This is a genomic window from Streptomyces sp. NPDC048172 (genome assembly GCF_043202595.1).
Lineage (GTDB): Bacteria > Actinomycetota > Actinomycetes > Streptomycetales > Streptomycetaceae > Streptomyces.
Map to the genome: position 1 here is coordinate 177,524 of NZ_JBIDAT010000001.1, position 20,716 is coordinate 198,239.

The 20,716-nt window shown below is 67.7% G+C and carries 16 protein-coding genes and 1 tRNA gene; 15 read left to right on the plus strand and 2 right to left on the minus strand.

Going from position 1 to position 20,716, the window contains the following annotated elements; all coding sequences use genetic code 11:
* Positions 1-40 precede the first annotated feature (40 nt).
* Positions 41-655 carry a TetR/AcrR family transcriptional regulator gene (locus tag ACGF3A_RS00825; RefSeq protein ID WP_393724397.1) on the plus strand — a complete coding sequence of 205 codons (615 nt, stop codon included), beginning with the start codon at positions 41-43 and terminating at the stop codon, positions 653-655.
* 5 nt (positions 656-660) lie between these two features.
* Here the strand turns inward: ACGF3A_RS00825 and ACGF3A_RS00830 are convergent, their stop codons facing one another.
* Together ACGF3A_RS00830 and ACGF3A_RS00835 are read right to left on the minus strand one after the other, a co-directional pair.
* Complete coding sequence (locus ACGF3A_RS00830; RefSeq protein WP_393724399.1) at positions 661-1,704, minus strand: adenosine deaminase; 1,044 nt, start codon at positions 1,702-1,704, stop codon at positions 661-663.
* A 126-nt stretch (positions 1,705-1,830) separates the two neighbouring features.
* Positions 1,831-3,066 carry a pyridoxal phosphate-dependent aminotransferase gene (locus ACGF3A_RS00835; protein WP_393724401.1) on the minus strand — a complete coding sequence of 412 codons (1,236 nt, stop codon included), beginning with the start codon at positions 3,064-3,066 and terminating at the stop codon, positions 1,831-1,833.
* 179 nt (positions 3,067-3,245) lie between these two features.
* Here ACGF3A_RS00835 and ACGF3A_RS00840 point away from each other — a divergent pair.
* From ACGF3A_RS00840 to fusA, 14 genes are all read left to right on the plus strand, one after another.
* Positions 3,246-3,318 (plus strand) — tRNA-Trp (locus ACGF3A_RS00840).
* Positions 3,319-3,432: 114 nt separating this feature from the next.
* Positions 3,433-3,714, plus strand: coding sequence for a preprotein translocase subunit SecE (gene secE, locus ACGF3A_RS00845; protein ID WP_344528197.1), 282 nt, complete (start codon positions 3,433-3,435; stop codon positions 3,712-3,714).
* Positions 3,715-3,788: 74 nt separating this feature from the next.
* Positions 3,789-4,667 carry a transcription termination/antitermination protein NusG gene (gene nusG, locus ACGF3A_RS00850; protein ID WP_393724403.1) on the plus strand — a complete coding sequence of 293 codons (879 nt, stop codon included), beginning with the start codon at positions 3,789-3,791 and terminating at the stop codon, positions 4,665-4,667.
* Between the two features lie 173 nt (positions 4,668-4,840).
* The gene (gene rplK / locus ACGF3A_RS00855) at positions 4,841-5,275 is read left to right on the plus strand and encodes a 50S ribosomal protein L11 (protein WP_344528193.1); all 435 of its coding nucleotides are present in this window, start codon (positions 4,841-4,843) and stop codon (positions 5,273-5,275) included.
* 121 nt (positions 5,276-5,396) lie between these two features.
* Positions 5,397-6,119, plus strand: coding sequence for a 50S ribosomal protein L1 (gene rplA / locus ACGF3A_RS00860; protein WP_393724405.1), 723 nt, complete (start codon positions 5,397-5,399; stop codon positions 6,117-6,119).
* A 181-nt stretch (positions 6,120-6,300) separates the two neighbouring features.
* Positions 6,301-7,203, plus strand: a complete 903-nt coding sequence (locus ACGF3A_RS00865) for a hypothetical protein (protein ID WP_393724407.1) — start codon at positions 6,301-6,303, stop codon at positions 7,201-7,203.
* A 312-nt stretch (positions 7,204-7,515) separates the two neighbouring features.
* Positions 7,516-8,058 carry a 50S ribosomal protein L10 gene (gene rplJ / locus ACGF3A_RS00870; RefSeq protein ID WP_393724409.1) on the plus strand — a complete coding sequence of 181 codons (543 nt, stop codon included), beginning with the start codon at positions 7,516-7,518 and terminating at the stop codon, positions 8,056-8,058.
* Positions 8,059-8,167: 109 nt separating this feature from the next.
* Positions 8,168-8,557, plus strand: a complete 390-nt coding sequence (gene rplL, locus ACGF3A_RS00875) for a 50S ribosomal protein L7/L12 (protein ID WP_393724411.1) — start codon at positions 8,168-8,170, stop codon at positions 8,555-8,557.
* Between the two features lie 489 nt (positions 8,558-9,046).
* A complete protein-coding gene (gene rpoB / locus ACGF3A_RS00880; protein WP_393724413.1) occupies positions 9,047-12,529 on the plus strand; it encodes a DNA-directed RNA polymerase subunit beta in 3,483 nt (1,160 codons plus the stop codon).
* A 92-nt stretch (positions 12,530-12,621) separates the two neighbouring features.
* Complete coding sequence (locus ACGF3A_RS00885) at positions 12,622-16,521, plus strand: DNA-directed RNA polymerase subunit beta' (RefSeq protein WP_393724415.1); 3,900 nt, start codon at positions 12,622-12,624, stop codon at positions 16,519-16,521.
* A gap of 226 nt (positions 16,522-16,747) precedes the next feature.
* Positions 16,748-17,221, plus strand: coding sequence for a DUF1707 and DUF4190 domain-containing protein (locus ACGF3A_RS00890; RefSeq protein WP_393727074.1), 474 nt, complete (start codon positions 16,748-16,750; stop codon positions 17,219-17,221).
* Positions 17,222-17,527: 306 nt separating this feature from the next.
* Positions 17,528-17,899: a 30S ribosomal protein S12 gene (gene rpsL, locus ACGF3A_RS00895; protein WP_003948652.1), complete on the plus strand. Its 372-nt coding sequence runs from the start codon at positions 17,528-17,530 to the stop codon at positions 17,897-17,899.
* Positions 17,900-17,901: 2 nt separating this feature from the next.
* The gene (rpsG, locus tag ACGF3A_RS00900; RefSeq protein ID WP_019354980.1) at positions 17,902-18,372 is read left to right on the plus strand and encodes a 30S ribosomal protein S7; all 471 of its coding nucleotides are present in this window, start codon (positions 17,902-17,904) and stop codon (positions 18,370-18,372) included.
* A gap of 39 nt (positions 18,373-18,411) precedes the next feature.
* Entirely contained in the window at positions 18,412-20,535 is a 2,124-nt protein-coding gene (fusA, locus tag ACGF3A_RS00905; protein ID WP_393724417.1) for an elongation factor G, read from the plus strand.
* Positions 20,536-20,716 lie beyond the last annotated feature (181 nt).

The window sequence follows — 20,716 nt, forward strand, 5'->3', positions numbered from 1 at the left end:
CGATGGTGGGTAAGTGCTCACTCACCTTTAGGGTGAGCGAATGCCCACCCCGAAGTCAACGCGTCCCACCCGCGAACGGATCATCGACGCCGCCGAGCACCTGCTGCGCACGATCGGTCTCGCCCGCACCACCACCAAGGAGATCGCCCGCGAGGCGGGCTGCTCCGAGGCGGCGCTCTACAAGCACTACCGGAGCAAGGAGGAGATCTACGTCCGCGTCCTCACGGACCGGCTGCCCCGCCTCAACCCGCTCCTCGACGAGCTGAGCAAGGACCCGGGCGAGCTCGGGGTGGAGCACAACCTCACGCGCGTCGCCGAGCACGCCGTCCGCTTCTACGAGCAGAGCCTCCCCATCACGGCCTCGCTCTTCGCCGAACCCACCCTCAAGAAACGCCACTTCGAGGGCGTACGGGAACTCGGCCAGGGCCCGCACGTCCCGCTGGAGGCGCTCGCCCGCTATCTGCGCGCCGAGCGCGACCGGGGCGCGCTGCGCCCCGGCGCCGACCCGGACGCCGCCGCCGCCCTGCTGCTCGGTGCCTGCTCGCAGCGCGCCTTCGTCTACGACGCCACGGAGGGCATGCCCCCGCCCCAGCCCGTCGAGGAGTTCGCCACGGACCTCGTCCGCACCCTGCTGACCGGCCTGCTCCCCGCCTAGGGCCCCTAGGACGCCAGCCAGGCGTCGATGTCGGCCAGTACCCCGTCCCGTACGGCATCCGGCATCCGCGCGCCCCGTACGGACTGGCGTGCCAGCTCGGCCAGTTCGTCGTCCGAGAAGCCGTGCGCCTCCCGGACCAGCTCGTACTGGGCGGCGAGCCGCGAGCCGAACAGCAGCGGGTCGTCCGCGCCCAGCGCCATCGGCACCCCGGCCTTCCACAGGGTGCGCAGCGGCACGTCCTCGGCCTTCTCGTACACCCCCAGCGCGACGTTCGACGCCGGGCACACCTCGCAGGTCACGCCCTGCTCGGCCAGCCGCGCCAGCAGCCACGGGTCCTCGGCCGCGCGCACCCCGTGGCCCACGCGGCCGGCGCGCAGGTCGTCCAGGCAGTCGCGCACGCTGCGCGGCCCCGACAGCTCGCCGCCGTGCGGCGCGGCCAGCAGCCCGCCCTCGCGGGCGATGGTGAAGGCCCGGTCGAAGTCGCGTGCGAAGCCGCGCCGCTCGTCGTTGGAGAGCCCGAAGCCGACGATGCCCCGGTCCTTGAAGCGGACGGCGAGCCGCGCGAGCGTACGGGCGTCCAGCGGGTGCTTCATCCGGTTCGCCGCGACGACCACCCGCATCCCGAGCCCGGTCTCGCGCGAGGCGCTCTCCACGGCGTCCAGGATGATCTCCAGCGCGGGCGTCAGACCGCCCAGCCGCGGCGCGTACGAGGTCGGGTCGACCTGGATCTCCAGCCAGCGCGAGCCGTCCCGCACATCCTCCTCGGCGGCCTCGCGCACCAGCCGCCGGATGTCCTCGGGGGAGCGCAGACAGGACCGCGCGATGTCGTAGAGCCGCTGGAAGCGGAACCAGCCGCGCTCGTCCGTCGCGCGCAGCCTGGGCGGCTCCCCGCCCTTGAGCGCCTCGGGCAGGTGGACGCCGTACTTGTCGGCCAGCTCCAGCAGCGTGCCCGGGCGCATCGAACCGGTGAAGTGCAGATGCAGATGCGCCTTCGGCAGCGCCCTCAGGTCCCGTCTCGTGCCGTTTCCGCTCGCGCTTTCGTGCAACATCCCAAGATCTTGCCGCATCCGCCCGCGCGCGGGGTAGCGGGTTCCTCGATCGGGCCGTCCCCCGAAAACGCGAGCGGTCCCCGGGGAGAGCCCCGGGGACCGCTCGGCGGCAGACGTGTCAGCGGATCAGCGGGCCTCCGCCAGCAGCTTCTGGATCCGGGAGACGCCCTCGACCAGGTCCTCGTCACCCAGCGCGTACGACAGCCGCAGGTAGCCCGGGGTGCCGAACGCCTCGCCCGGGACGACCGCGACCTCGACCTCCTCCAGGATCACGGCGGCCAGCTCGACGCTGGTCTGCGGCCGCTTCCCGCGGATCTCCTTGCCGAGCAGGCCCTTCACCGACGGGTACGCGTAGAACGCGCCCTCGGGCTCGGGGCAGACGACGCCCTCGATCTCGTTGAGCATCCGCACGATGGTGCGGCGGCGGCGGTCGAAGGCCTCGCGCATCTTCGCGACGGCCTCCAGGTCGCCGGAGACGGCGGCGAGCGCGGCGCGCTGCGAGACGTTGCTGACGTTGGACGTCGCGTGCGACTGGAGGTTCGAGGCGGCCTTGATGACGTCCTGCGGGCCGATGACCCAGCCCACGCGCCAGCCCGTCATCGCGTACGTCTTCGCGACGCCGTTGACCACGATGCACTTGTCGCGCAGCTCGGGGACGACGACCGGCAGCGAGTGGAACTCGGCGTCGCCGTAGACCAGGTGCTCGTAGATCTCGTCCGTGAGCACCCACAGGCCGTGCCCGGCGGCCCAGCGGCCGATCTCCTCGATCTGCTCGCGCGAGTAGACCGCACCCGTCGGGTTGGACGGCGAGACGAAGAGCAGCACCTTCGTGTTCGGGGTGCGTGCGGCCTCCAACTGCTCGACGGAGACCCGGTACCCGGTCGACTCGTCGGCGACGACGTCGACGGGGACGCCGCCCGCGAGGCGGATCGACTCGGGGTAGGTGGTCCAGTACGGCGCGGGGACGATGACCTCGTCGCCCGGGTCCAGGATCGAGGCGAACGCCTCGTAGATGGCCTGCTTGCCGCCGTTGGTGACCAGCACCTGCGACGCCTCGATCTCGTAACCGGAATCGCGGAGCGTCTTCTCGGCGATGGCGGACTTCAGTTCGGGAAGTCCGCCCGCCGGGGTGTACCGGTGGTTCTTCGGGTCGCGGGCGGCCTCCACCGCGGCCTCGACGATGTAGTCGGGCGTGGGGAAGTCGGGCTCACCGGCGCCGAAGCCGATCACCGGGCGCCCGGCGGCCTTGAGGGCCTTCGCCTTGGCGTCGACGGCGAGCGTCGCCGACTCGGAGATGGCACCGACACGAGCCGATACGCGTCGCTCGGCGGGGGACTGTGCAGGGGGAGTCGCAGCGGTCATACAGGCATGTTCCCAGACCCGCCGGACCCCGGGCACGGGGGTTTGCCGGGTACGGCGGAGGTACCTGTTCGACGCCCGCGCCGGGAGCACGTACACTCACACGTCGTTGGCCTTCAACCGTCACCCGGAGTACGCACTCCATGTGGCTGCGCGGATGCGGTAGGTTGAGGGAGACACAAAGGGTCGTAGCTCAATTGGTAGAGCACTGGTCTCCAAAACCAGCGGTTGGGGGTTCGAGTCCCTCCGGCCCTGCTACACACACGTCGCCAGGTGTGTGCTTGCGTACGTCAACGAAATGCACTGAATGCACCGCCGTGCGGCCGGGCCGGACGCCGCAGGGCCACGACCCGGATCAGGTGAGGACGAGTGACGGAGATCACGGATACCACCGAGGTCCCCGAACCCGGAGGGTCGTCGGAAGGCAAGAAGCCCCGACGGGGCGGCAAGCGCGGGAAGAAGGGGCCTCTGGCCCGACTCGCGCTGTTCTACCGCCAGATCGTCGCGGAGCTGCGCAAGGTCGTCTGGCCTTCGCGCAACCAGCTCTCGACGTACACGACCGTGGTGATCGTCTTCGTCGTCATCATCATCGCTTTGGTGTTCGTGATTGACTATGGGTTGTCCGAAGTAATGAAGTATGTCTTCGGCTGACCTCCTGCGGAGCCGCCCTTCCGGCGGCGCTTTCCGCATGTTCGACCCCTTGAAGCCAGGAAGAAGCAGCCACCGTGTCTGAGCCGAACCTGAACGACGCCGTCGAGCCCGCAGAGGGCGATGACACCGCGCGCGACATCGTCGAGGCTGCGGACGCCAGCGTTGACCAGGCGGAAGCTGCCGACGCCGCGGCAGGGGAGGCGGCCGAGGAGGCCGCTGTCCACGTCGAGACGGACGCCGTCGCGGAGACCGCCGAGGACGCCGACGCTCTGGGAGAAGAGACAGAGGTGGCCGAGGCCGCCGAGGAGGCGGAGGAAGAGGAGCCGGTCGACCCGGTGGCCGCCCTCCGCGAGGAGCTGCGCTTCCTCCCCGGCGAGTGGTACGTGATCCACACCTACGCCGGTTACGAGAACCGCGTGAAGACCAACCTCGAACAGCGCGCCGTGTCGCTCAACGTCGAGGACTTCATCTTCCAGGCCGAGGTGCCGCAGGAGGAGGTCGTCCAGATCAAGAACGGCGACCGCCGCACCGTCCGTCAGAACAAGCTCCCGGGTTACGTCCTGGTGCGCATGGACCTGACGAACGAGTCCTGGGGCGTCGTCCGCAACACCCCGGGCGTCACCGGCTTCGTCGGCAACGCCTACGACCCGTACCCGCTCACCCTCGACGAGATCGTCAAGATGCTCGCGCCGGAGGCCGAGGAGAAGGCCGCCAAGGCCGCCGCGGCCGACGAGGAGGGCAAGCCCTCGGGTACCCCGGGCCGCAAGGTCGAGGTCCAGGTCCTCGACTTCGAGGTCGGCGACTCGGTCACCGTCACCGACGGCCCCTTCGCCACCCTCCAGGCGACGATCAACGAGATCAACGCCGACTCGAAGAAGGTCAAGGGCCTCGTCGAGATCTTCGGCCGCGAGACCCCGGTCGAGCTGAGCTTCGACCAGATCCAGAAGAACTGAGCCTCTCAGCCTCTTCGCAGACAGCGCTTCCGGCCAGGTCAGGCAGCCCCTAGGGACTGTCTGACCTGCTCGGTTTCAATCCGCGCGACGGTACGGGCTATCGTTGTGCGGTATGCCTCCGCCCGGGTGAAGGGCGGAGGACGAATCACCTCTCACCAGGACCCGGAGAGAACATGCCTCCCAAGAAGAAGAAGGTCGCGGGGCTGATCAAGCTCCAGATCCAGGCCGGTGCCGCCAACCCGGCTCCGCCGGTCGGTCCGGCGCTGGGTCAGCACGGCGTCAACATCATGGAGTTCTGCAAGGCGTACAACGCCGCGACCGAGTCGCAGCGTGGCTGGGTGATCCCGGTGGAGATCACGGTCTACGAGGACCGTTCCTTCACCTTCATCACCAAGACGCCCCCGGCCTCCAAGATGATCCTCAAGGCCGCCGGCGTGGAGAAGGGCTCGGGCGTCCCGCACACCAACAAGGTCGCCAAGATCACCCGCGACCAGGTGCGCGAGATCGCCACGACCAAGATGCCCGACCTGAACGCCAACGACATGGACGCCGCCGAGAAGATCATCGCCGGCACCGCCCGTTCCATGGGCGTGGACGTCGAGGGCTGACGACGACAGGTCGCCGGTCCACCGGAATCCGGTCCCGGCATCCCGTCCCGCACCTCCCGTACCGCCGTGGCAGGGCCAAGCGCTGGTCCGCACCACGACTCCATCACCGCTAGGAGCAGCAGTGAAGCGCAGCAAGACTCTCCGCGACGCGGACGCCAAGGTCGACCGGACGCGTCTGTACGCGCCGCTCGAGGCCGTCCGTCTCGCCAAGGACACCTCCACGAAGAACTTCGACGCGACCGTCGAGATCGCCATGCGCCTGGGCGTCGACCCGCGCAAGGCCGACCAGATGGTCCGCGGCACCGTGAACCTTCCGCACGGCACCGGCAAGACCGCCCGGGTCCTGGTCTTCGCGACCGGTGACCGTGCTGCGGCCGCGGAAGCCGCGGGCGCCGACATCGTCGGCTCCGACGAACTCATCGAGGAGGTGGCCGGCGGCCGTCTCGACTTCGACGCCGTCGTCGCCACCCCGGACCTCATGGGCAAGGTCGGCCGCCTCGGCCGCGTGCTCGGTCCGCGTGGCCTGATGCCGAACCCGAAGACCGGCACCGTCACCCCGGACGTCGCCAAGGCCGTCACGGAGATCAAGGGCGGCAAGATCGAGTTCCGTGTCGACAAGCACGCGAACCTGCACTTCATCATCGGCAAGGCGTCCTTCAGCGAGCAGCAGCTCGTGGAGAACTACGCCGCCGCCCTTGAGGAGGTCAACCGTCTGAAGCCGTCCGCCGCCAAGGGCCGCTACATCAAGAAGGCCACGGTCTCCACCACGATGGGCCCCGGCATCCCGGTCGACTCCAACCGCACCCGCAACCTCCTCGTCGAGGAGGACCCGGCGGCCGTCTGAGCCGTCAGGACCGCGCGGCAGCGCACAGCGTGAGGCCGGTGCCCGTCTCCCTCCGGGGAGGCGGGCACCGGCCTTTTCGCCGTCGCGGTGCCCCCGGGAACCCGTCCCGGCGACCCAGGCGTCTCAGGCTTTACGTAAGGTGCGGTTAAAGACATACGTAACCAACCGGGGGGTAGATCCCGTGCGCAGGACTCGAATAGTCGCCGCGGCGGCAGGTGTCGTACTGATGGCGGGCCTCACGGCCTGCGGCAGCGACGGCGACGGGGGCGGCGACAAGGGCGGGGAGGGCGGCGGCAAGAAGGCCGGGGGCTCGCCGGCGCAGAGCGCACTCGCCGCGCTCAAGACGGCGTCCACGACGACCGAGCAGCAGAAGTCGGCCCGCGTCGACGGCGACCAGAAGCAGACGGTCCAGGGCCAGGCCATGAACTCGACCAACAAGGGGTCCTTCGACTGGTCGGAGGGCGGCATGACCGGCAAGGCCGAGATCACCATGCAGGGCGGCGCCGCGATGGGCGCGGGCAACAAGCCGATGCAGGCCCGCTACCTCCCGGACGCGATGTACATCCAGATGGCCGCGGGCGCGGCCCAGGGCAAGTGGATCGAGTACGACTACGACGTGCTGGCCAAGAAGGCGGGCCCGTCCGGCGCGTACATGAAGGACCAGATCCAGAACAACAACCCGGCGCGCTCGGTCCAGCTCCTCATGGCCACCGGCAAGGTCAAGGCGGTCGGCAGCGAGTCCGTGCGCGGGGTCAAGGCCACGCACTACACGGGCGACGTCAAGCTGAGCGAGCTGACCCGGATGCAGTCGAAGGACCTGAGCGAGTCCGACCTGCAGGCCCTGGAGCAGCAGTTCCAGCAGCAGGGGCTCACCAAGGAGCGGATCGACCTCTGGATCGACGACAAGGACCTGCTGGTCAAGAAGCGGGAGACCGCCAAGAACAAGCAGGGCACCACCAGCGTGGACAACACGGTGTACTACACGGACTACGGCACCGACGTGAACGTCAGCGAGCCGTCCGGCGCGGTCAGCTTCGAGAAGATGATGAGCGGGGGCGCGGGCGCGGGCTCCGGCGCGAGCTGACCCTGACGCTCGCAGTCGCGAACGCGGCCCCTTCGGGCTTCTGCGGCCCCTTCGGCGGATTTGGCGCCGGAGGGGCCGTTCGCGTACTCTCGTCGAGAAGCCAAAGACCGCTGGTCGTCGTCGTGCTCGCACAGAGGGCACGGTGACCGAAGGATCCGCTAGCTGCGGACGGCCCGCGCAGGTGATTTGAGGAAGCACTCCCGGAGCGCATCGCGTCCCGGTCGAGTACCGCCCCATGCGCCTGCGCTGGGGCGTTTCGTCTGTTCAGCCCCTTCCGAGCGGTCCTCATCACCCGGAAGGAGGCCGAGGCCCATGGCGAGGGAACAGGTCGCGCCCGACAAGATCGACGCGGTTTCCGAGATCACGGACAAGTTCCGCAACTCGAACGCCGCGGTGGTCACCGCGTACACCGGACTCTCCGTCGCGCAGCTCAAGACGCTGCGCCGGTCACTCGGTGACAACGCTCAGTACCGTGTGGTGAAGAACACGCTGACCAAGATCGCGGCCAATGAGGCCGGGATCAACGAGCTGGACGAGTTCTTCGAGGGCTCGTCCGCCGTCGCCTTCGTGACCGGTGACCCGGTCGAGGCGGCGAAGGGTCTTCGTGACTTCGCCAAGGACAACCCCGCCCTCGTGATCAAGGGCGGCATCGTCGACGGTGCGCTGTACGGCGCCGACGACCTCAAGAAGCTCGCGGACCTCGAGTCCCGCGAGGTGCTGCTCTCCAAGCTTGCCGGTGGCATGAAGGCGTCCATGGCCAAGGCCGCGGCGACCTTCGAGGCCCCGCTCGTGAAGTTCGCCCGCACCGCGGAGGCGCTTCGCAGCAAGAAGGACGAGCAGGGCGGTGCCGAGTAACTCGGCTCGCGCATTGATCTCCGTACGTACGGGGATCGCAGCGGGCCCGTAGTACGCCCGCCTCTTATGTACATCCGGCACCAGCCGACTTAGTGGAAGGACCGCCACCATGGCGAAGCTCAGCCAGGAAGACCTGCTCGCGCAGTTCGAGGAGATGACCCTCATCGAGCTCTCCGACTTCGTCAAGAAGTTCGAGGAGAAGTTCGACGTCGAGGCCGCCGCCCCGGCCGCCGCCGTGATCGCCGCCCCGGGTGCCCCGGGTGCCGCCGCCGAGGCCGTCGAGGAGCAGGACGAGTTCGACGTCGTCCTCACCGGCGCGGGCGACAAGAAGATCCAGGTCATCAAGGTCGTGCGTGAGCTGACCTCGCTGGGTCTGAAGGAGGCCAAGGAGCTCGTGGACGGCACGCCGAAGCCGGTCCTCGAGAAGGTCGCCAAGGACGCCGCCGAGAAGGCCAAGGAGTCCCTCGAGGCCGCCGGCGCTTCCGTCGAGGTCAAGTGACCCTCACGACTCTCTGAGTCACCGCTTCCCCCCTCGTAAGAGTGGGGAAGCAGCCAAGGGCGATCACCCACACGGGTGGTCGCCCTTCGGCGTCCCTGCGACGGTTGCGCCGTCCTGCTCGCCGGTGCGGGTATGGTGATCTTCGTTGCCCGAGGGGGCCTTGACGAACGGCACGCAGCGCGCAATTCTCGGGACGCGTCGTCACATCGATCCAGGATCCGAGGCATGGATCGAGGGCGGAGCGGGAAGTGTTGCGGCAGGCGCAGTCCGGCCCGGCGAATCGAGGCCGCCGGGAGGGTTCTGCGGAAGAGAAGAACAACCGCAGGAGGTGGAGACCGGGGCGTGAGCCGGTTTCCTGAAATCCGCTCTGGACATCAGTGGGCCTGGTGGCTACACTGACCCTTTGCGCTGCCTTTTAGCTGCCCCCTGCCCGTCACCAGGGGCACCGGTATGCGTGTAGAGAGTCCGAGCCCTCGGAAGGACCCCCTCTTGGCCGCCTCGCGCACTGCCTCGACTGCCAATTCGAACAACGGCGCAAGCACTGCCCCGCTGCGTATCTCTTTTGCGAAGATCCAGGAGCCCCTCGAGGTTCCGAACCTTCTCGCGCTCCAGACCGAGAGCTTTGACTGGCTGCTCGGCAACGACGCCTGGAAGGCTCGCGTCGAGGCCGCCCTGGACAGTGGACAGAACGTCCCCACCAAGTCCGGTCTGGAAGAGATCTTCGAGGAGATCTCCCCGATCGAGGACTTCTCCGGGTCGATGTCGCTGACCTTCCGCGACCACCGCTTCGAGCCCCCCAAGAACTCGATCGACGAGTGCAAGGAGCGCGACTTCACGTTCGCGGCCCCGCTCTTCGTCACGGCCGAGTTCACCAACAACGAGACCGGCGAGATCAAGTCCCAGACGGTCTTCATGGGCGACTTCCCGCTCATGACCAACAAGGGCACCTTCGTGATCAACGGCACCGAGCGTGTCGTCGTCACCCAGCTCGTCCGGTCCCCGGGTGTCTACTTCGACTCCTCGATCGACAAGACCTCCGACAAGGACATCTACTCCGCCAAGGTCATCCCGTCCCGCGGTGCCTGGCTGGAGATGGAGGTCGACAAGCGCGACATGGTCGGTGTGCGCATCGACCGCAAGCGCAAGCAGTCCGTGACCGTCCTGCTCAAGGCGCTCGGGTGGACCACCGAGCAGATCCTGGAGGAGTTCGGCCAGTACGAGTCCATGCGCGCCACCCTGGAGAAGGACCACACCCAGGGTCAGGACGACGCGCTGCTCGACATCTACCGCAAGCTGCGCCCGGGCGAGCCCCCGACGCGTGAGGCCGCGCAGACGCTGCTGGAGAACCTCTACTTCAACCCGAAGCGGTACGACCTGGCCAAGGTCGGCCGGTACAAGATCAACAAGAAGCTCGGCGGCGACGAGCCGCTGGACTCCGGCGTGCTCACCACCGCCGACGTCATCGCCACGATCAAGTACCTGGTGAAGCTGCACGCGGGCGAGACCGAGTCGACCTCCGCCGAGGGCCAGGAGATCGTCATCGAGACCGATGACATCGACCACTTCGGCAACCGCCGCCTGCGCAACGTCGGCGAGCTGATCCAGAACCAGGTCCGTACGGGTCTCGCCCGTATGGAGCGCGTCGTGCGCGAGCGCATGACCACCCAGGACGTCGAGGCGATCACGCCGCAGACCCTGATCAACATCCGGCCGGTCGTCGCCTCCATCAAGGAGTTCTTCGGCACCAGCCAGCTGTCCCAGTTCATGGACCAGACGAACCCGCTCTCGGGTCTGACGCACAAGCGGCGTCTGAACTCGCTGGGCCCGGGTGGTCTGAGCCGTGAGCGCGCGGGCTTCGAGGTCCGTGACGTGCACCCCTCGCACTACGGCCGCATGTGCCCGATCGAGACGCCGGAAGGCCCGAACATCGGCCTGATCGGCTCGCTCGCCTCGTACGGCCGGCTGAACCCCTTCGGTTTCGTCGAGACGCCGTACCGCAAGGTGATCGAGGGCACCGTCACGGACGATGTCGACTACCTCACGGCCGACGAGGAAGACCGGTTCGTGATCGCCCAGGCGAACGCGCCGCTCGCCGATGACATGCGCTTCGCCGAGGACCGCGTGCTCGTCCGCCGCCGTGGCGGCGAGGTCGACCTGATCCCGGGCGACGACGTGGACTACATGGACGTCTCGCCGCGCCAGATGGTGTCGGTCGCGACCGCCATGATCCCCTTCCTGGAGCACGACGACGCCAACCGCGCGCTCATGGGCTCGAACATGATGCGGCAGGCCGTGCCGCTCATCAAGGCCGAGTCGCCGCTGGTCGGCACCGGCATCGAGTACCGCTGCGCGGTCGACGCCGGTGACGTGATCAAGGCCGAGAAGGAGGGCGTGGTCCAGGAGGTCTCCGCGGACTACGTCACGGTGGCGAACGACGACGGCACGTACACCACGTACCGCATCGCCAAGTTCACCCGCTCCAACCAGGGCACCTCCTTCAACCAGAAGGTGCTCGTGGACGAGGGCGCGCGCGTGGTCGAGGGCCAGGTCCTGGCCGACGGCCCGTCCACCGACGAGGGCGAGATGGCCCTCGGCAAGAACCTCCTCGTGGCCTTCATGCCCTGGGAGGGCTACAACTACGAAGACGCGATCATCCTCAGCCAGCGCCTGGTGCAGGACGACGTCCTCTCCTCGATCCACATCGAGGAGCACGAGGTCGACGCCCGTGACACCAAGCTCGGCCCGGAGGAGATCACCCGGGACATCCCGAACGTCTCCGAGGAGGTCCTCGCCGACCTCGACGAGCGCGGCATCATCCGCATCGGTGCCGAGGTCGAGGCGGGCGACATCCTCGTCGGCAAGGTGACCCCCAAGGGCGAGACCGAGCTGACCCCCGAGGAGCGGCTGCTCCGCGCGATCTTCGGCGAGAAGGCGCGCGAGGTCCGTGACACCTCGCTGAAGGTGCCGCACGGCGAGACCGGCAAGGTCATCGGCGTCCGCGTCTTCGACCGCGAGGAGGGCGACGAGCTTCCCCCGGGCGTCAACCAGCTCGTGCGGGTCTACGTGGCCCAGAAGCGCAAGATCACCGACGGTGACAAGCTCGCGGGCCGGCACGGCAACAAGGGCGTCATCTCCAAGATCCTGCCGGTCGAGGACATGCCGTTCCTGGAGGACGGCACCCCGGTCGACATCATCCTCAACCCGCTCGGCGTCCCGTCCCGGATGAACCCGGGGCAGGTCCTGGAGATCCACCTCGGCTGGCTGGCCTCCCAGGGCTGGAAGGTCGAGGGCTCCGAGGAGTGGATGCAGCGCCTCCAGGCGATCGGCGCCGACGAGGTCGCCGCGGGGACCAACGTCGCGACGCCGGTCTTCGACGGCGCGCGCGAGGACGAGATCTCGGGTCTGTTCAACTCGACGATCCCGAACCGCGACGGTGACCGGATGGTCCAGCCCTCCGGCAAGGCGCAGCTGTTCGACGGCCGCTCCGGCGAGCCGTTCCCGGACCCGATCTCGGTCGGGTACATGTACATCCTCAAGCTGCACCACCTGGTCGACGACAAGCTGCACGCCCGTTCGACCGGTCCGTACTCGATGATCACCCAGCAGCCGCTGGGTGGTAAGGCCCAGTTCGGTGGCCAGCGCTTCGGCGAGATGGAGGTGTGGGCGCTGGAGGCGTACGGCGCCGCTTACGCCCTCCAGGAGCTGCTCACCATCAAGTCCGACGACGTCACCGGCCGCGTGAAGGTCTACGAGGCCATCGTCAAGGGCGAGAACATCCCCGAGCCCGGCATCCCCGAGTCCTTCAAGGTGCTCATCAAGGAGATGCAGTCGCTCTGTCTCAACGTCGAGGTGCTGTCCTCGGACGGCATGTCGATCGAGATGCGCGACACCGACGAGGACGTCTTCCGCGCGGCGGAGGAGCTCGGCATCGACCTGTCCCGGCGCGAGCCGAGCAGCGTCGAAGAGGTCTGACGGGTTCGCCGGGGTGCCCCGCACGGCACTCCGGCCCTCCCGCGACCCCGTTCAGACCCATTGACACACGACCCTGAGAGGGATTGACGAGAGTGCTCGACGTCAACTTCTTCGACGAACTGCGAATTGGCCTGGCCACCGCTGACGACATCCGTCAGTGGTCGCACGGTGAGGTCAAGAAGCCGGAGACCATCAACTACCGCACCCTCAAGCCCGAGAAGGACGGACTCTTCTGCGAGAAGATCTTCGGTCCGACCCGGGACTGGGAGTGCTACTGCGGCAAGTACAAGCGCGTCCGCTTCAAGGGCATCATCTGTGAGCGCTGCGGCGTCGAGGTCACTCGCGCCAAGGTGCGCCGTGAGCGGATGGGCCACATCGAGCTGGCCGCGCCCGTCACCCACATCTGGTACTTCAAGGGCGTTCCGTCCCGGCTGGGCTACCTGCTGGACCTCGCTCCGAAGGACCTGGAGAAGGTCATCTACTTCGCGGCGTACATGATCACGTACGTCGACGAGGAGCGCCGTACGCGCGACCTGCCCTCCCTGGAGGCGCACGTCGGCGTGGAGCGTCAGCAGATCGAGCAGCGTCGCGACGCGGACCTTGAGGCCCGCGCCAAGAAGCAGGAGAGCGACCTCGCCGAGCTGGAGGCCGAGGGCGCCAAGGCGGACGTGCGCCGCAAGGTGCGCGAGGGCGCCGAGCGCGAGATGAAGCAGCTCCGCGACCGCGCGCAGCGCGAGATCGACCGCCTCGACGAGGTGTGGAACCGCTTCAAGAACCTCAAGGTCCAGGACCTGGAGGGCGACGAGCTGCTCTACCGCGAGCTGCGCGACCGCTTCGGGACCTACTTCGACGGCTCCATGGGCGCCGCTGCCCTGCAGAAGCGCCTGGAGACCTTCGACCTGGACGAAGAGGCCGAGAAGCTCCGCGAGATCATCCGTACCGGCAAGGGCCAGAAGAAGACCCGGGCGCTCAAGCGCCTCAAGGTCGTCTCCGCGTTCCTGCAGACCAGCAACAGCCCCAAGGGCATGGTGCTGGACTGCGTGCCGGTGATCCCGCCGGACCTGCGTCCGATGGTGCAGCTGGACGGTGGCCGCTTCGCGACCTCCGACCTGAACGACCTGTACCGCCGCGTGATCAACCGCAACAACCGTCTGAAGCGTCTGCTCGACCTCGGTGCGCCCGAGATCATCGTGAACAACGAGAAGCGGATGCTCCAGGAGGCCGTCGACGCGCTCTTCGACAACGGCCGCCGCGGCCGCCCGGTGACGGGCCCCGGCAACCGTCCGCTGAAGTCGCTGTCCGACATGCTCAAGGGCAAGCAGGGCCGCTTCCGTCAGAACCTGCTCGGCAAGCGCGTCGACTACTCGGCCCGTTCCGTGATCGTCGTCGGCCCGCAGCTCAAGCTGCACCAGTGCGGTCTGCCGAAGGCGATGGCGCTGGAGCTCTTCAAGCCGTTCGTGATGAAGCGCCTGGTCGACCTGAACCACGCGCAGAACATCAAGAGCGCGAAGCGCATGGTCGAGCGCGGCCGCACGGTCGTGTACGACGTGCTGGAAGAGGTCATCGCGGAGCACCCGGTTCTGCTGAACCGTGCGCCCACGCTGCACCGCCTCGGCATCCAGGCCTTCGAGCCGCAGCTGGTCGAGGGCAAGGCCATTCAGATCCACCCGCTCGTCTGCACCGCGTTCAACGCGGACTTCGACGGTGACCAGATGGCCGTGCACCTGCCGCTCTCCGCGGAGGCGCAGGCCGAGGCCCGCATCCTGATGCTGTCCTCGAACAACATCCTGAAGCCCGCCGACGGCCGTCCGGTGACGATGCCGACGCAGGACATGGTCCTGGGTCTGTTCTTCCTCACCACCGACGAGGAGCAGCGCACGACCATCGGCGACGACCGGTCGTTCAACTCCACCGCCGAAGCGATCATGGCGTTCGACGCCGGGGAGCTCTCTCTCCAGGCGAAGGTCGACATCCGCTTCCCGGCCGGGACCACCCCGCCGCTGGGCTGGACCCCGCCGGCGCCGGAGGAGGGCGAGCCGGAGTGGCAGCCGGGCGACCCGTTCCGGCTGCGGACGGCCCTGGGCCGCGCGCTCTTCAACGAGCTGCTGCCCGAGGAGTACCCGTACGTCGACTACACCGTGGGCAAGAAGCAGCTCTCCCAGATCGTCAACGACCTGGCCGAGCGCTACCCCAAGGTCGTCGTCGCCGCCGCGCTGGACAACCTGAAGTCGGCCGGTTACTTCTGGGCGACCCGCTCGGGTGTCACGATCGCGATCTCGGACGTCGTCGTCCCGGACGCCAAGCCGGAGATCATCGCCGGTTACGAGGCGCAGGACGAGAAGGTCCAGAAGCAGTACGAGCGCGGTCTGATCACCAAGGACGAGCGCACGCAGGAGCTCATCGCCATTTGGACCAAGGCGACCAACGAGGTCTCCGAGGCGATGAACGAGAACTTCCCGAAGACGAACCCGATCTTCATGATGGTGGACTCGGGCGCCCGAGGGAACATGATGCAGATGCGTCAGATCGCGGGTATGCGCGGTCTGGTGTCCAACGCGAAGAACGAGACCATCCCGCGGCCCATCAAGGCGTCGTTCCGTGAGGGTCTCTCCGTGCTGGAGTACTTCATCTCCACGCACGGTGCCCGTAAGGGTCTCGCGGACACCGCCCTGCGTACCGCGGACTCGGGTTACCTCACCCGCCGTCTGGTCGACGTCTCCCAGGACGTGATCATCCGCGAGGAGGACTGCGGCACCGACCGCGGCCTCAAGCTGTCGATCGCGACCAAGGGCGCCGACGGGATCCTGCGCAAGGACGACGACGTCGAGACGAGCGTGTACGCGCGCTGCCTCGCCGAGGACATCGTCGTCGACGGCAAGGTGCTGGCCCCGGCCGGCACCGACCTGGGCGACGTGCTCATCGACGAGCTCGTGCGGCACGGCGTCGAGACCGTCAAGACCCGCTCGATCCTCACCTGTGAGTCGACGGTCGGCACCTGCGCCATGTGCTACGGGCGCTCGCTGGCCACCGGCAAGCTGGTCGACATCGGCGAGGCCGTCGGCATCATCGCGGCCCAGTCGATCGGTGAGCCCGGCACCCAGCTCACGATGCGTACCTTCCACACCGGTGGTGTGGCCGGTGACGACATCACGCAGGGTCTGCCGCGTGTCGTCGAGCTCTTCGAGGCCCGTACGCCCAAGGGTGTCGCGCCGATCTCCGAGTCCGCGGGCCGTGCCCGTATCGAGGAGACGGAGAAGACCAAGAAGGTCATCGTCACCCCGGACGACGGCTCGGACGAGACCTCCTACCCGGTCTCCAAGCGCGCCCGTCTGCTGGTGAGCGAGGGCGAGCACGTGTCGGTGGGCCAGCGGCTCACGGTCGGTACGGAGAACCCGCACGACGTGCTCCGTATCCTCGGCCAGCGCGCCGTCCAGGTGCACCTCGTGGGCGAGGTCCAGAAGGTCTACAACTCGCAGGGCGTGTCGATCCACGACAAGCACATCGAGATCATCATCCGGCAGATGCTGCGCCGCGTGACGATCATCGAGTCCGGCGACGCGGAGCTGCTGCCGGGCGAGCTCGTGGAGCGTACGAAGTTCGAGGGTGAGAACCGTCGGGTCGTGGCGGAGGGTGGCCACCCGGCCTCCGGCCGTCCGCAGCTGATGGGTATCACCAAGGCCTCGCTGGCCACCGAGTCGTGGCTGTCGGCGGCGTCCTTCCAGGAGACGACCAGGGTCCTGACCGACGCGGCGATCAACGCCAAGTCGGACTCCCTGATCGGCCTCAAGGAGAACGTCATCATCGGTAAGCTCATCCCGGCCGGTACGGGCCTGTCCCGCTACCGGAACATCCGGGTCGAGCCGACCGAGGAGGCCAAGGCCGCGATGTACTCGGCCGTCGGTTACGACGACATCGACTACTCGCCGTTCGGCACCGGCTCCGGCCAGGCGGTCCCGCTGGAGGACTACGACTACGGTCCGTACAACGCCTGACATCCGCTGTCCGGCACACGGACGCACGCCACGGGGCGGTCACCCATCCGGGTGGCCGCCCCGTGGCCTGTAATACCTCTTCCTCTCGCGCTGAACCGGCCAGGAACGCCGCGCGTCATGGATGATGGGGGAGAGACCAGGCTGGGAGGTGGGGGCAGTGTCGTACGGTCCATGGAACCCGGAGGGTGTTCCGGCGCGGCAGCAGCCAGGACAGCCCGTGAATACGATGCGTGCGTCGCACTCGGACCGCGAGCGTGCCATCGATGTCCTGAAGGCGGGGTTCAGCGAGGGGCGTTTGCGCCAGGAGGAGTACGAGGCGCGACTGACCCGCGCGACGAACGCGGAGACGTACGGCGAGCTGCACTCGCTCCTCGCCGATCTGCCGCAGGGCCCGGTGCCGATGCCGGGACCGGCGCCGATGCAGTACGTGCAGCCGCAGCCTCCTGTGGCGCGCACCTTCCTCCCGGCGCCGATGCCGAAGACGAACGGCTCCGCGATCGGCGCCCTGGTCTGCGGCATCCTGACGCCCATGTACGGGCTGACGGCGATCCCGGCCGTCATCCTGGGGCACAAGGCCAAGGCCGAGATCCGCAGAACGGGTGAGGAGGGCACGGGCCTCGCGACGGCGGGTCTGGTGCTGGGATGGCTGGCCATCGGGGTGGCGGTGCTCGTCATCATGATCGCTGTGGCGGCAAGCTGATCTCTCCCGGCCGGTCGCCCTTCTCCTCGCAGGTCGGGGGCGCTACGGTGGCGCGGGCTCTATTTTGACCCAAGCCCTTGCGCTGGGTACGATCTGACCTTGTGCCTGGGGTGTCCCCTGCGCTGCTGCCGTACCGCGAGAGCGGAAAGGGCCAGCGCCGAAGGTGACACCGGATCTGCATGCTTCTCCATACGAGGAGTCACCGCCTTCGCGGGGTTCTGCAGTCTTCGACACGCCCGACCTCGTGGGTCGGAGCCGTGGCCCAGGTTAGCTTTACCGAGTCGGCACACAGAAACCGGAGAAACGGTGCCTACGATCCAGCAGCTGGTCCGCAAGGGCCGGCAGGACAAGGTCGAGAAGAACAAGACGCCCGCACTCGAGGGTTCGCCCCAGCGCCGCGGCGTCTGCACGCGTGTTTTCACCACCACCCCGAAGAAGCCGAACTCGGCCCTGCGTAAGGTCGCGCGTGTGCGTCTGACCAGCGGGATCGAGGTCACCGCTTACATCCCGGGTGAGGGCCACAACCTGCAGGAGCACTCGATCGTGCTCGTGCGCGGTGGCCGTGTGAAGGACCTGCCGGGTGTTCGATACAAGATCATCCGCGGCTCCCTCGACACGCAGGGCGTCAAGAACCGCAAGCAGGCTCGCAGCCGCTACGGCGCCAAGAAGGAGAAGTAAACATGCCTCGTAAGGGCCCCGCCCCGAAGCGCCCGGTCATCATCGACCCGGTTTACGGCTCCCCCCTGGTGACCTCCCTCATCAACAAGGTGCTGCTCAACGGCAAGCGCTCCACCGCCGAGCGCATCGTCTACGGCGCCATGGAGGGCCTGCGGGAGAAGACCGGCAACGACCCGGTCATCACCCTGAAGCGCGCCCTGGAGAACGTGAAGCCGACCCTGGAGGTCCGCTCCCGTCGTGTCGGTGGCGCCACCTACCAGGTTCCGGTCGAGGTCCGCCCCGGCCGTTCCTCCACGCTCGCGCTGCGCTGGATCGTGGGTTACTCCCGCGCCCGCCGCGAGAAGACCATGACCGAACGCCTCATGAACGAGCTGCTCGACGCCTCCAACGGCCTCGGCGCAGCCGTCAAGAAGCGTGAGGACACGCACAAGATGGCCGAGTCCAACAAGGCCTTCGCGCACTACCGCTGGTAGTCGCAGACCCCATCGAGACCGAGAGAAGACGAAAGCCTTATGGCTACCACTTCACTTGACCTGGCCAAGGTCCGGAACATCGGGATCATGGCCCACATCGACGCGGGCAAGACGACCACCACTGAGCGGATCCTCTTCTACACCGGTCGTTCCTACAAGATCGGTGAGGTCCACGACGGCGCTGCCACGATGGACTGGATGGAGCAGGAGCAGGAGCGCGGCATCACGATCACGTCCGCCGCGACGACCACTCACTGGCCGCTCAACGATGTCGACTACACGATCAACATCATCGACACCCCGGGTCACGTCGACTTCACCGTCGAGGTGGAGCGTGCCCTGCGCGTGCTCGACGGTGCTGTGACGGTGTTCGACGGTGTGGCTGGTGTCGAGCCGCAGTCCGAGACCGTGTGGCGTCAGGCGGACCGCTACGGCGTCCCGCGCATCTGCTTCGTCAACAAGCTCGACCGCACCGGCGCGGAGTTCCACCGCTGCGTCGACATGATCAGTGACCGCCTCGGCGCGATCCCGCTGGTCATGCAGCTGCCGATCGGCACCGAGGCCGACTTCCGGGGCGTCGTGGACCTGGTCCAGATGAAGGCCCTGGTCTGGTCCGCCGAGACGAAGCTGGGCGAGGCGTACGACACGGTCGACATCCCCGACACCCACGTCGAGGCTGCCGACGAGTGGCGGGGCAAGCTGCTCGAAGCCGTCGCGGAGAACGACGAGGAGATGATGGAGCTGTACCTGGAGGGCCAGGAGCCCACCCAGGAGCAGCTCATCGCGGCGATCCGCCGGATCACCCTCGCCTCCACCGGCGCCGAGGGCACGACCACGGTCACCCCGGTGTTCTGCGGTACCGCGTTCAAGAACAAGGGCGTCCAGCCCCTGCTCGACTCGATCGCCCGGTACCTGCCGTCCCCGCTGGACGTCGAGGCCATCGAGGGCCACTCGCCGAAGGACTCCTCGGAGATCATCAAGCGGAAGCCCTCCGAGGACGAGCCGATGTCGGCCCTGGCATTCAAGATCGCCAGCGACCCGCACCTCGGCAAGCTCACCTTCATCCGGATCTACTCGGGCCGTCTGCAGACCGGCACCCAGGTGCTGAACTCTGTGAAGGGCAAGAAGGAGCGCATCGGCAAGATCTACCGGATGCACGCGAACAAGCGTGAGGAGATCGAGTCGGTGGGTGCCGGTGACATCGTCGCCGTCATGGGTCTCAAGCAGACCACCACCGGTGAGACCCTCTCCGACGCGTCGAGCCCGGTGATCCTGGAGTCGATGGAGTTCCCGGCCCCGGTCATCCAGGTCGCCATCGAGCCCAAGTCGAAGAGCGACCAGGAGAAGCTGGGCGTCGCGATCCAGCGGCTGGCCGAGGAGGACCCGTCCTTCCAGGTCAACACCGACGAGGAGACCGGCCAGACGATCATCGCGGGCATGGGCGAGCTGCACCTGGACGTGCTGGTCGACCGCATGAAGCGCGAGTTCAAGGTCGAGGCCAACGTCGGCAAGCCGCAGGTCGCGTACCGCGAGTCCCTGCGCAAGAAGGTCGACAAGATCGACTACACCCACAAGAAGCAGACCGGTGGTTCCGGTCAGTTCGCGAAGGTGCAGATCGCTGTCGAGCCTCTCGAGGGCGACGGGTACGAGTTCGAGAACAAGGTCACCGGTGGCCGTATCCCGCGGGAGTACATCCCGTCCGTGGACGCGGGCTGCCAGGAGGCCATGGAGTTCGGCGTGCTGGCCGGCTACCCGCTGACCGGCGTCCGCGTGACGCTGCTCGACGGTGCCTTCCACGACGTGGACTCGTCCGAGATGGCCTTCAAGATCGCCGGTTCCATGGCCTTCAAGGAGGCCGCCCGCAAGGCCAGCCCGGCCCTGCTGGAGCCGATGATGAAGGTCGAGGTCACGACGCCCGAGGACTACATGGGTGACGTGATCGGCGACATCAACTCGCGCCGTGGCCAGATCCAGTCCATGGAGGACCGTTCGGGCGCCAAGCTCGTCACGGGTCTGGTCCCGCTCTCGGAGATGTTCGGCTACGTCGGAGACCTGCGCAGCAAGACCTCCGGCCGTGCCAACTACTCCATGCAGTTCGACTCCTACGCCGAGGTTCCGAAGAACGTCGCCGAGGAGATCATCGCGAAGGCCAAGGGCGAGTAAGGCACCCGTACTCACCCTTTAGGCTGGAGCAAAGGCATTCGGGGCACTCCGGCACAGATCGTACGGACTCGTCCTACGGTCTGTTCCGGGGCCCCGGCCGCCGGCCCACCCAAGCGAACAGGTCAAGGGCATCCCCCTCGGGGTCCTGTCCTGTTCGGTAAGACCACCTGAACCCCTCCGC

Coding starts and splice junctions, on each gene's coding strand:
- ACGF3A_RS00825 (WP_393724397.1), top strand. CDS start 41: ATGCCCACCCCGAAGTCAACGCGTCCCACCCGCGAACGGATCATCGAC.
- ACGF3A_RS00830 (WP_393724399.1), bottom strand. CDS start 1,704: ATGTTGCACGAAAGCGCGAGCGGAAACGGCACGAGACGGGACCTGAGG.
- ACGF3A_RS00835 (WP_393724401.1), bottom strand. CDS start 3,066: ATGACCGCTGCGACTCCCCCTGCACAGTCCCCCGCCGAGCGACGCGTA.
- rplK (WP_344528193.1), top strand. CDS start 4,841: ATGCCTCCCAAGAAGAAGAAGGTCGCGGGGCTGATCAAGCTCCAGATC.
- rplJ (WP_393724409.1), top strand. CDS start 7,516: ATGGCGAGGGAACAGGTCGCGCCCGACAAGATCGACGCGGTTTCCGAG.
- rplL (WP_393724411.1), top strand. CDS start 8,168: ATGGCGAAGCTCAGCCAGGAAGACCTGCTCGCGCAGTTCGAGGAGATG.
- ACGF3A_RS00890 (WP_393727074.1), top strand. CDS start 16,748: ATGCGTGCGTCGCACTCGGACCGCGAGCGTGCCATCGATGTCCTGAAG.
- rpsG (WP_019354980.1), top strand. CDS start 17,902: ATGCCTCGTAAGGGCCCCGCCCCGAAGCGCCCGGTCATCATCGACCCG.
- fusA (WP_393724417.1), top strand. CDS start 18,412: ATGGCTACCACTTCACTTGACCTGGCCAAGGTCCGGAACATCGGGATC.